16 protein-coding genes are annotated in these 11,050 nt (G+C 36.7%); 3 read left to right on the top strand and 13 right to left on the bottom strand.

Annotated features, from left to right (window positions below):
* Positions 1-28: 28 nt before the first annotated feature.
* The 8 genes from ACHUFV_RS07340 to comGA form a co-directional block, all read right to left on the bottom strand.
* On the bottom strand, positions 29-232 hold the full coding sequence (locus ACHUFV_RS07340; protein WP_394232932.1) for a YqzE family protein: 204 nt from the start codon (positions 230-232) through the stop codon (positions 29-31).
* Between the two features lie 144 nt (positions 233-376).
* Positions 377-760 (bottom strand): competence type IV pilus minor pilin ComGG, encoded by a 384-nt coding sequence (comGG, locus tag ACHUFV_RS07345; protein ID WP_394232933.1) that lies wholly within the window; start codon positions 758-760, stop codon positions 377-379.
* Positions 750-1,217, bottom strand: coding sequence for a competence type IV pilus minor pilin ComGF (gene comGF / locus ACHUFV_RS07350; RefSeq protein ID WP_394232934.1), 468 nt, complete (start codon positions 1,215-1,217; stop codon positions 750-752). The genes comGG and comGF overlap by 11 nt, the downstream gene beginning before the upstream one ends.
* On the bottom strand, positions 1,180-1,503 hold the full coding sequence (gene comGE, locus ACHUFV_RS07355; protein ID WP_394232935.1) for a competence type IV pilus minor pilin ComGE: 324 nt from the start codon (positions 1,501-1,503) through the stop codon (positions 1,180-1,182). Before comGE ends, comGF begins: the two co-directional genes overlap by 38 nt.
* Positions 1,490-1,945 (bottom strand): competence type IV pilus minor pilin ComGD, encoded by a 456-nt coding sequence (comGD, locus tag ACHUFV_RS07360; RefSeq protein ID WP_394232936.1) that lies wholly within the window; start codon positions 1,943-1,945, stop codon positions 1,490-1,492. The genes comGE and comGD overlap by 14 nt, the downstream gene beginning before the upstream one ends.
* A complete protein-coding gene (gene comGC / locus ACHUFV_RS07365; protein WP_394232937.1) occupies positions 1,942-2,238 on the bottom strand; it encodes a competence type IV pilus major pilin ComGC in 297 nt (98 codons plus the stop codon). The genes comGD and comGC overlap by 4 nt, the downstream gene beginning before the upstream one ends.
* Before the next feature lie 26 nt (positions 2,239-2,264).
* Positions 2,265-3,296: a competence type IV pilus assembly protein ComGB gene (comGB, locus tag ACHUFV_RS07370; RefSeq protein ID WP_394232938.1), complete on the bottom strand. Its 1,032-nt coding sequence runs from the start codon at positions 3,294-3,296 to the stop codon at positions 2,265-2,267.
* A complete protein-coding gene (gene comGA, locus ACHUFV_RS07375; RefSeq protein WP_394232939.1) occupies positions 3,283-4,353 on the bottom strand; it encodes a competence type IV pilus ATPase ComGA in 1,071 nt (356 codons plus the stop codon). The genes comGB and comGA overlap by 14 nt, the downstream gene beginning before the upstream one ends.
* A 298-nt stretch (positions 4,354-4,651) precedes the next feature.
* Between comGA and ACHUFV_RS07380 the strand changes: the two genes are divergently transcribed.
* Both ACHUFV_RS07380 and ACHUFV_RS07385 read left to right on the top strand, forming a co-directional pair.
* Positions 4,652-5,353 (top strand): helix-turn-helix transcriptional regulator, encoded by a 702-nt coding sequence (locus ACHUFV_RS07380; protein WP_394232940.1) that lies wholly within the window; start codon positions 4,652-4,654, stop codon positions 5,351-5,353.
* 227 nt (positions 5,354-5,580) lie between these two features.
* Complete coding sequence (locus ACHUFV_RS07385) at positions 5,581-5,826, top strand: DUF2626 domain-containing protein (RefSeq protein WP_394232941.1); 246 nt, start codon at positions 5,581-5,583, stop codon at positions 5,824-5,826.
* 126 nt (positions 5,827-5,952) lie between these two features.
* On the opposite strand, the gene ACHUFV_RS07390 is transcribed toward ACHUFV_RS07385, so the two are convergent.
* Positions 5,953-6,966: a class I SAM-dependent methyltransferase gene (locus ACHUFV_RS07390; protein ID WP_394232942.1), complete on the bottom strand. Its 1,014-nt coding sequence runs from the start codon at positions 6,964-6,966 to the stop codon at positions 5,953-5,955.
* 198 nt (positions 6,967-7,164) lie between these two features.
* Positions 7,165-7,779, bottom strand: a complete 615-nt coding sequence (locus ACHUFV_RS07395; RefSeq protein WP_394232943.1) for an MBL fold metallo-hydrolase — start codon at positions 7,777-7,779, stop codon at positions 7,165-7,167.
* A gap of 255 nt (positions 7,780-8,034) precedes the next feature.
* Here ACHUFV_RS07395 and ACHUFV_RS07400 point away from each other — a divergent pair, with 255 nt between their 5' ends.
* The gene (locus tag ACHUFV_RS07400; RefSeq protein WP_394232944.1) at positions 8,035-8,208 is read left to right on the top strand and encodes a DUF2759 domain-containing protein; all 174 of its coding nucleotides are present in this window, start codon (positions 8,035-8,037) and stop codon (positions 8,206-8,208) included.
* A 49-nt stretch (positions 8,209-8,257) separates the two neighbouring features.
* Here ACHUFV_RS07400 and ACHUFV_RS07405 read toward each other — a convergent pair whose 3' ends face one another.
* The 3 genes from ACHUFV_RS07405 to ACHUFV_RS07415 form a co-directional block, all read right to left on the bottom strand.
* A complete protein-coding gene (locus ACHUFV_RS07405) occupies positions 8,258-8,572 on the bottom strand; it encodes an MTH1187 family thiamine-binding protein (protein WP_394232945.1) in 315 nt (104 codons plus the stop codon).
* Positions 8,573-8,588: 16 nt separating this feature from the next.
* The gene (locus ACHUFV_RS07410) at positions 8,589-9,635 is read right to left on the bottom strand and encodes a YqgU-like beta propeller domain-containing protein (RefSeq protein WP_394232946.1); all 1,047 of its coding nucleotides are present in this window, start codon (positions 9,633-9,635) and stop codon (positions 8,589-8,591) included.
* Positions 9,636-9,832: 197 nt separating this feature from the next.
* Positions 9,833-11,020, bottom strand: a complete 1,188-nt coding sequence (locus ACHUFV_RS07415; protein ID WP_394232947.1) for a M14 family metallopeptidase — start codon at positions 11,018-11,020, stop codon at positions 9,833-9,835.
* Positions 11,021-11,050: the final 30 nt, after the last annotated feature.

Consider the following 11,050-nt stretch of genomic DNA (forward strand, 5'->3'; position numbering starts at 1 on the left):
TAATACTAAATAAAAAAAGAGAAGCAGATTAATCTGCTTCTCTTACTTTCTGTTCTTTTTTCTCTCTCAGTTTCAACATCAGTACATATGGAATAATTCCAAACCATCTGTACATAAAGGTTGCTCTTCGATCCTTTTTTTCTTGGCGCAGCTTTTTCCGTTCATCCTTAGGCTGGTCAATATATTGTACAACCGTTTGTGTCACATATTTAACATAATCATTCGTTTTCATCTATACACCTCTTAAAAAAGTGCAGGCCCTGCAAAAGCAAGAACTTGAACTTATGCTTCACTCATTTCTGAAGCTTTTCTATGAGTAAGTATATCCTGATCACTTTTTTTCAAACCATAAATAATCATAAATTACGCAATTTGGTTAGTTTTTCTCTACCCACTTAATGATTTTCTTGTCATTACAATCATAAAAGGCAGATCCATTAAACTCATGATTATTACTAGTCTTTAAATTAAGCGTAATCTCCCAGATACTTCCTGTAAGCTCTCCAATTACATAATGGACCTGTCCATCGTACAGTTCAATGTAACCAGTACTATTTGACTTCCCCTCTACCGCAAGGGTTTCTTCCAATACCTTCAAGGAACTGACGAGATAATAATCTTGTTTTAATATATTCTCTGTCTCAGCAAGCATTCTTTTCTCTGCGATAAACTCCTCTGTATAAATCACTAATACAGTTGAAAAAAGAATCAGCATACATAATGTAAGAGGATACGTAAAACCGCGTTGATTACGGACCATATAAACCTTCCTCGTCCACAACTGTCCGAACCAGTATGGCTTCACTTTGATTATATTGATCCTTTACTGTAATCCTAACCCCTTTTGGTATCACTTCAAATGATACCGCTTTGATGTTTTGCAGCATAATTTCATGCCCCTTTAAATCGACTCTTCTCCGAATATTTGAATTGTATGCTTCATACATAATACTCATTTTGTCTATTTTCAGCATAAGTCTGTTATTTTCTACTCTAATGCTGTCACTCATCCGTATTTCCTTTTTCACCTGTGCACTAAACACTTCCCATTCCATTCTCTGCAATCTTTCTTCTACAAAACCACTTTGCGAAACTAGTTGAAAAAAAACAGGATAAAATGAAACAATGAGTAGAAAAAAAGAGAAGGCAAAGATCATTTCTATGAAGGTAAAGCCTTTATTATGGAGCAGTTTCATGTATTTCGACCTTGTTGCCAAGCACATCCTCATAGCATATCTTTACCTCCCTTAGGTTCTCCCCTTCCCAAATGATGGAATATTGTTTATCCTCCTTTGTAATAACAATATTCTCTCTATCCTGACCTTCAACTATTACCGTCTGCAAATATTCATAAAAAAGATGAAGGGCTTCCGATTTCTCCTCTTGTTGGATTAACTGGTGATGCAGTTTGATGAATACCGGTACAAAAGTAGTTGAAATGACAAGCCATCCAGAAAGGCTAATAATTAATTCCGCCATATAAAATCCCTTATTCTTTAACAACATAGAATCGTCCTGCCCCGATTTGAAAGGTAATTTTGTAGCGCTCATGATCGACTAAAAAATAACATGTGCCAAATTGATTCAATTTCCCGCTTTTCGATAATTCAAAACCCATATTTGTCATTCCCGAACCTGCCATTGTTCCTTTTTCCATTTGGATTGATTTAGGAAAGTTACGCTCTAGGATTGTGATATTAGTCAATTTTTCTTTTACAACATAACGCTTTTCTTTTGGATAAATGTATACATTCAATTGTTTTTGATGGGAGATAGCATACTGCTGGGAATAGAGGATATCTGCTTTAAATTGTGATAGGAATCGTTCCTTTTCATACACTAGATATTGTGGACGTACGAGTATGGAAGAAATAGAAGAAATCAATAGAAATATACTTAATACGAATAACATTTCAATTAATGTAAAACCTGATTGGTCACTCATTTTAACGTGACAGCACCTTCTGATGAGATATCAATCTCTTTTCCAAGCGGACATTCAGTACTATCAATATATTCCTTTTCCTTAAGCTGAACTGCTGTTGGATACACTTTTTCCTCCATTTTATAGGCCTGCGCTTGACCTTGGACCATTTTTAAGTACGCCTCACAGCCCTTCTCATTAATATTCGAGTTATTTTTCGTTACATTCGGTACCGTGATCATAAGCAAAATAGAAATGACCAGTAACACAATCATCATTTCAATTAAAGTAAAGCCCTTTTGACTTTTCAACATATGAGAAAACCCCTTTCACCATTTTGTTACATTCCATTTATTAGATGAAACATCGGCAATAACACAGCTAAGTACATAGAAACAATTAATAGACCAATAAAGCAGTATAAAACAGGCTGAATCTTTTTCATCAGACTTTCCATTTTTTCCTCCAGGCTGTTCATACATTGGGCTGAAAAAAATAGCAGCTCCTGAGAAAGCTTCCCATTATCCTGGCCATGCTTTACGACCAACGATAATTCTCCTTCAAAAAATGGAAAACTTTTCAGTATATCCTCTAGCTTTTCTCCTCGCATTAATAACCTTTTCATTTCTATTCCAAGCTGGCTATAAAATAACTGATCCTCATTTTGTTCAAACATAGTTAACGATTCATTGACTGAAAGTCCACCTTCCAACAAAGAACCTAGTTGTACAGAAAAATAATGACTATAGTATAGTCGGAAAAGCCTTGCGACAATTGGGATTCTTAAGATTTGCTGTTTCTGTTCGATTGACGTTAATTTTTTGAATATAAAGAGATAATAGAGTAGAAAACAAATGAAAATGAGGAGGAGAAAAAAAACTAGAATGGGAAATGCTTCACCTGCAAAATAGATTGCGATTGTAAAAAAATTCGCTTTCAATTTCATCGAGGTAAATAATGAAGAAAATTGCGGCAGTAGATATTTCTGGACAAAGAAAAATAACACAATTGTCGTTAACATAAGGAAAAGAGGATATGAAACTAATTTTTTTATTTGGGAAAGATCCTTTGCTCTTCTCTGCATCATTTTGCTGCCTTCTAGAAAAGCCATCGCTAAACCGCCGTGCTGTTCAGCAAAATATACATACCCAATAACATCTTTATGAAACGCCAACTTTTGGAGTACTAAATAAAATGGATACCCCTCCTTCAAGCCACGAAGACATTCCTTTATTTCTAAATTGCGCTTTTGTGGCAGATGATAGGTGATGGAATCCAACGCTTCTGCAAGCGGATAGCCCCTTATCAATAGCTCTCCTATCATTTTTAGAAAGCTTGCTTGCTCTTCAAGAGACCATTTAGTTTGTTTCATTTGTAAATACCCATCTGTCAAACTCGCTTTCCTTGATATAGCCTAGTGCAATTCCTTTACGAATTTCTTCCCGTAATGTTTTGTAATGGAACTTATTTTGTGCACCACGAGCCTCCCCCAAGGCTGAGGTCAAATTTCTTCCTGACAAAAGTTCAAATACACTAGCTCTTTTTGGACGCTCATGTCCAAAACAGGCTGGAGAACAATTCCCTGAACAAAATGGACAAGTCAGCTCCACCAGTCTTTGTGCTGTTATGGCAACAAGCGTTTGCTCAATTTCCTGCCAATCCACACCAAATTCAATAAGCCTATAGATTGCTCCCTTGGAATCTCTCGTATGCATCGTTGTCAATACTAAATGTCCCGTTAGTGCTGCCCTTACTGCGATTTTAGCTGTTTCGGCATCACGAATCTCTCCAACCATAATAATATCTGGATCATGCCTCAGGATAGCTTTTAATCCGGTTGTATAGGTAACACCCGCTTTTTCATTCACCTGTACCTGTAAAACCAGGTCATTTTCTTTTTCAATGGGATCTTCTAAGGTAATGACGTTTCGATTATAGAGATGGGAGGTTTCATTTAATAGAGCATATAAGGTGGAGGTTTTACCGCTTCCGGTTGGACCGGTCAGGATAATCAAACCGTGGGAATGCTTTAATAATGCCAATAATTTTCTGGTCATAGCAGGAAAGAGTGAAATCTGAAACGAGGGAGCATTTTCTTGCTGGGGAAGAATACGAATCACCAGGCTTTCATTTTGACTTGCCGGAAGAGTGGATAAGCGCAGGCCAATCATTTTACCATCAATCATAAATGAACAGGCACCGCTTTGCGGGCGTCTTCTTTCACCAATATCCATAGATGCGGTAAATTTAAAATGAGAGATTAAACGATCACATTCTTCTTTGGGCAGCTGGATTTTTGGGACTAATCTGTTGGAGATTCTTAGCTGTACGAGGGTGTCATTTCGTCGGGGGATGATGTGGATATCGGTTGCATGACTTCGAACAGCTTCAGTAACAATTCTGTCAGCCAGTCTTTCAATTAAGCTCAATGGTTAACACCGCCTTTCTTTTTTCTAACTAGTAAAATTCGCCTCAACTTTGTAATCTCCTGCACATAAAAAAGATTATTACATAAAAATTTTAACGTTATCACAAATTATTCATAATTCAATTCACATCCCTCTTTTAGACTTATTAGGATTAATCTATAGGTTTTATTGATATATTCTCGAAAAATCAATACTACATTTCATATTTGTGAACATTTTATAAACTTATAGTGAATATAGTGTTAACCTATTTCAGCCGTATTATAATAGAATAAAGTACAGTATGAGGTGAACTTCTGTGGAGCAAACATTAAAAATTACAAACGTATTATCTGATCCAACTCGTTATTATATTTATCAATATATTACGAGCAGACATCAAGAAGTAACAGTCCAAGAAATAGCTGATAATTTTAATATTCATCCAAATGTGGCACGACTTCATTTAACAAAGCTGGAAGATGTTAATATGCTTGTCTCTGAAACAAAAAAGACAGGTAAAGGCGGAAGACCGAGCAGACTTTATCGCTTGTCCAATGATGTGATCCAACTTCATTTCCCATACCGTGACTATCAGCTTCTTTCAAAAATTACAATGGAAACAATGGCATCACTAGGGGAAGCTGGACAAAAAGCCCTCTACGAAACAGGAAAGCGATTTGGGCTTGAATTGATTGAGCAAGAAGTATCAAAAAACATGCAAAATATTGATAATCTGTCCTTTGAGCAAAAGCTGAATATTATACAGAATGCAGCTTCATTGGCTGGCCTTTCTCCAGATTTCCAACCAAATGAAGATCAGACAAAGGTCTATTTTCAAATTTTCAACTGCCCATTTAAAGAAGTCGCGGAAGATCATATGGAAAACATCTGCCAAATGCATGCTCAATTTTTAAAAGGCATGTTTGAGGCTCTATTTAACGAAATTGAATTAATTGAGGGCGATAATTTAATTGCAGGCTGTGAGGCATGCACATATAGTGCGAGCATTAAAGGATAAAACTATATCTCTCATCATAGCTGATAGAGGCAATCTTCGTTGATTGCCTCTTCATTTTTTTTAAATACAATGCCGCAAAATCACCTAATGGACGCATGGCTAGACCTCACAATGAAAGTTCAGAAAAGTTTTACTTTATGCTTTTTAAATATAAAGAGTTATTTACTTTTTCAGAATACTTCATTATAATAGTGATGAAACTCACAGTGCAAAGGGAGGGATATCAGTTGGAACGAATGTATCGAGTATTAGGCTTTTGGACGGGCATTTTTGCAGTTATGCTTTATTTAGGGGATATGTATACGACGTCCTTAATATTCTTCGGTCAAACAGGGTTCTTTCTGCTTCTCAGCTATTTAAAACTTACTGAGCGTATGTACATTTACATTTTTGGAGCTTATTTAACAGTCTTTTTCATCGGTTTTTCATACTGGACAAACTTCATGATGATACCAGGTGCAGCCGGACATTAATAAGTACCAAAATAAAAAAGCGACCATTGGGATCGCTTTTTTATTTTGTAACCGTTTCATTTAATGCCGCCACAAAAACAAGCTGATCATGCTTTGGATTTTCCCAGATCCATCGGCTAAGAGCGACTACGCTTTTAATTGTACCAAGACTTGGAAGGACGGGCTCATGCCGGAGGGCATAATAAGGCTGCGGATTGCACGGTTTCGTTTATTAACATCTGAGAATGGATTGAGATCCTGATGGCTTTCCAATTGATCTAATATTCCAATGGATAGAAGAAATTCATCTTGTCTTTTTTGTTCGATTGTATGAATACCATATTTATTCCCGATATTCACAAGTGCATCCCAATGAATATGGCTGGTAAGATCCATTTCACCAGGATACTCTAATATGTTTCGGATAAGCTGGTGCTGATAATATCCCCTTAAGCTTCCATCCTTTCTTACCGGTTCCTGCCATTCTTCGTTTGTATATCCATAATCAATAGTTACGATCATCCCCTCTGCTAGAGAGTTATCCATCTCTGAAAAAATCTTCTCCATTTGCAATGGAATTTCAATCCTATGCCCCTCAGGAATGACAACATGGTGTTCTTCTATGAACGAGATGATTTTCTGGTTAGAAAGTAAACAGTTTTTTTCAACTAATTCACCATGTTCAACTGCTACCATTACTTCGTATAAGCTGCCTTGCTGCTTTGATACTAAATGGACTGGCAAGGCATCAAACAATTCATTCGAGAAAAACATCCCCTTAAAACCCTTCAATTCATGAAAACCCTCTACATATTGGATTGGCCATTGCTTTTTGAATTTTTCTTTTTGTAATTTAATATGATATGGGCTTTTTTCAATAATCGTATAGGTAAGTTCAGGATAATTTGCACGATACCATTCCTGTAGAAAAGCTTGTGCAAATCGGCCGTTTCCTGCGCCAATTTCACAAAAATGGGGTGCTACTGATTGGTTCATCACCAGACCGGCAAACCATTTGGCAAGTGTTTTCCCCATAATATCAGCAATATTACTTGATGTAATAAAGTCGCCGCTTCGGCCAATTTTTTCTCGGTCCTTCATGTAATAACCAAAGTCTGGATGGTACAGCGCAAGATTCATGTATTCCTCAATTGTTATCATTTTTGAAGGTTTTTCGTTTATATAATCTACTAGAAATTTCCTCATCCTATCACCTAATTTTCTTATTTAACACTATTGACAAGGTGTTAATCTTATTATATTGTTAATATCAGTAGTAGTAGTTTAACAATAACCTCCCATTACTAGAATTCGAATATCCCCCAGAAAAACCCTTCTCATTTGAGAAGGGTTTTTCTTTTAGTATCCATTTAGAAAAGGATTTGAATCCATCTCTTTTCCAATCGTTGTAACAGGACCATGCCCAGGAAGGACCGTCGTTTCTTCTGGTAAACGTAGGAGTTTCTCATGAAGACTGCTAATTAAATCTTGATGATTACTACCAGGTAAATCTGTTCTGCCAATGCTGCCATTAAAAAGCGCATCCCCTACCAATACAAGTCCTGAGTCCTTAAAATACAATGATACACTTCCCGGTGAATGGCCAGGTGTTTCAAAAAGCTGAAACGTGTATGTACCAATTGTTAATTCCTGTTCACCACTTAATGTATAGTCAGGATCACGAGCAATTACCTGTCCTAAATTTAAAGACGGTGATGACAGCCAGTCCTTTTCATTAACATGAACATAAGCTGGAATTTGATATTCATCCCTTATACTATCAACTGCCCCGATATGGTCGAAATGGGCATGTGTTAATACGATAGCTTCAGGCTTTAAATTACGTTCACGAAGAAAGCCGATCAGTCTTTCTCCTTCACTGCCTGGATCAATAATTAGACATGTCGAATCTTCCTTTATCAACACGTAACAATTTGTTTGCATCTGCCCGAGCGGCAATTGTATCCATTCCATAAATCATTTTCCCCCTATTCACATATTCCAAAATTATTTTACACTATAAAAGAAATAAAAACTAACTATTTGACAATATTATTGATACACTATTGCGAAAAGTCCCTTATTTTACGTGGACAAACATTCAGAAAAATTATAAAATATTAGAAGTAAGTTTGCATTTGTATTACTTATTATTTTAATACAAGAAAGCGCTTATTTTTACTCGTGATTTGTCATTTAACAAAACATTGAACAAAGGGGGGCTATTCAATGGGTACTGTCATTATTTTTGCATTAGTTTCAATTCTTGCTGCTATTGGTTCCGTTAGCTCACTAAAAAACAAAAACTTGCTTGGTGCACTCTTTGCTGTAGGAAGTTTCGCAGTATTTGGCTGGTTTGCAGTCATGACATTTCTTAATAGCGGATTTCCTGCCACCCATTAATAATGGGAAAATGAAAAGCACCTTAAGTGGTGCTTTTTCTTTTTTATTTTTAATCCTCAAGCAGGCTGTTTACTCTTTCCACTTTCTCTTCCATTTTACGTTCAATATCACGGCGGTCATCTATCCGGATATTCGTACATACTCGGACAAGTCCTTTTTCAAAAGGCACTTCATGCATCGCTTGAATCACTTCAAACAATAGGGATAGTTCACCTTCAATAATTGTATTCATGGGCGTTAATTGATAACGAATATCGCCCTTCTCCTCGTATTTTTTTAATACTCGTTGAATATCTGCCACATATGTACTAACACTCGCTGTTTTTGTGCCAACTGGAATCACCGTTACATCTACTATTGCCAATATAATCACCAATCCTTTATTCAATATTATGTACGATTTTCATTATTGTTTTGTTTTTGATATCAATAAGCTTTTCAAGGTAATAGCCATATAAACATAGAGTTCCCTCTTTGTTACAACTTATCGGTTCATTATTCAATCCATCCAGGATTACTGTGTTCTTCCCCTTTCCAAGTTTATATTGAAAGAGTTGAAAACCATCGGTATAGGAGTCCGCATCCCCACTTTGTACTGGTTGAAAAGAAAGAAACATCTCGTTCTCCACATTATAATCATAGTATGGAATCAGCCAATCTGAAAAACTAGTTAAACCTGGCATCGTAATAGAGCCAGCCTTCTTATCCTCATTATAATAAAAGCTGTAGATCATATTATTTAATTGGTCTGTGTCAGGGGTAATGGTAAGGAAGACATCTTGAAAGGAATCTAGTTGATAAACATTCGAAAGCAGCATAGTATCTTTTCCATCAGATAAGTCCTTTATGACAACGTCAGTTAATTTGGATGAATCATTCTGATTCCAATTTAAATAAATGAGTTTATTCTTTGCTGCCCAATAGGAAAAAGGATTTGCCACATCGATTTCAGTTAATCGCTGCTTTTTAATTGATAAAATAAACGTACGGTCCTGCCAATCCTCAGTAAAACTTGATATCAAAACCTTGTTCTCATCATAAGGATTCCATTCGATTGCTGCATCAAAGGCATCCTCCAAAGCTCCTGAGAACACTAGCTTCCCTTTATCAGTAATGATAGTTATTTTACTTTGAACTTCTTCGGAAGAGGAACGAATCAATAGATAATTTCCAGAATGGCTTATATGGATGGAATCAATTATGGCCTCTACGTTTAGAAGTAACGTACTTGTACCCGTTTTCAAATGATAGGCATAAATATTGGAGCCATTTATATTCTTCGTAGTATAAACGAATGTTTCACCATCTAACCAGCCAATAATCTGATCAAATTTTCCTTCTTTTATGACGATCGGGAGGTGCTCTTTGATATCGTTCATCGAGATAGATTGCTCAGCTTCCTGCTGCTGCGTTTCCTTTCCAGCCAACGAACTAGAATCTCCTTTTTCACATCCGATTACCAACAGTGTGGATACCAATAATAGACACAAAAAAAAAGCCTTCCTTATCACTATTTTCCCACACCGCCTTTACACAATTGCTAATAGATTAGAATACCTCCATATCTTTGTTTCAATCAACCAAAAAATACGGAGGTATTCTAAAAGTCTGTTACTACATCTTTTTAAATATACAGGCTTGCAAGAAAAATTCCAAGTACCTCTTCATAAATTTCATTAAATTGGGACAATGGCAACGGATTAACCCCGTACCCTAGTTCAATCGTAAAACCTGGTTTTCGAAAGTCCTGAATGAACCAATCTTTATAGCCTGCATGACTATCAATAAACTGGATTGCCTTATAACCGCTGACTCGCTCAAACTCTGCTGCCAATACTTTTGATTCAGGCGGCTCCAGCCCTTCATATCCCCAGTAAAATTCCTTTCCTTGTGTATGGAAGGCAAGAAGGCGGTCAAACTGACTGCTTCCAGCTAAAGCTGCCATCACATTTGCTTCAGGTTCTGTTAAAGGTGCATCCCCAGGATAATCTCTTGGTGCCGGAGATTTTGGTTCCTTTCTCTCCTTTTCAATCTCCCAGTTTGCCGGAAATTGATTATTTAAATCAACGCCTCTAATATTTGCTTTCCAGCCACTAAAATCAGTACTCCCCTTATTCATAGCAATTAGTTCTTCCCTTAATCCCGGTGGTGGACCGTTTAGAACCAAATCAACACCATCAGGATTAACCATTGGAACAATCGACAGGTCTACTGATTGATATAAAGGCATTGTAACAATCCCACGAATTGACTGGCTATTGGTTAAAGACAATAAAAATGTATTTAATAAGGCCATAAGGATAGGTGTTGTAATCCATTCATTTGCATGAAAGGAACCATTCAAATGAACCTTTTTCGTTCCTTTGCCAAGTTTAATTTCCTGGATTGGCTTCCCTTCTACACTCCTGCCAATGGTTCGAACCTGAATGAAAGGAAATTGGTTTTTTAATGCCTGGATATCACTCATCAATAAGGCCGAGTCATATTTTACATCCCTTCTTCTAGAAGGAGAAATGACACGAGCAGGAAGGAAGATTGTCTGACCAATCTGCAGACTGCTCGGATTGATAGTTTGATTTAAAAGCAGTAATGCATCTAATGAAATATTCCGTGCAGTTGCCAGCCTCCAAAAGGAATCTCCTCTTTTCACAGTATAGGATTGACTCATAAAACCGGGTATCTGAATTTCCTGTCCTGCCTTTAAATTTGAGAAATCAAGTCCAGGATTGGAATCAATAATTAATGGCAACGGAATCATGAATATGCGACTATAATACCACAGTGTATCACCAGGTCGAATATTGATTTTCACCAGCTTTCCTCCTTTCCATCATATCATACT

Origin of the sequence: Niallia oryzisoli (genome assembly GCF_043641075.1) — a bacterium.
In the GTDB taxonomy this organism is placed as follows: Bacteria; Bacillota; Bacilli; order Bacillales; family Cytobacillaceae; genus Bacillus_BD; species Bacillus_BD oryzisoli_A.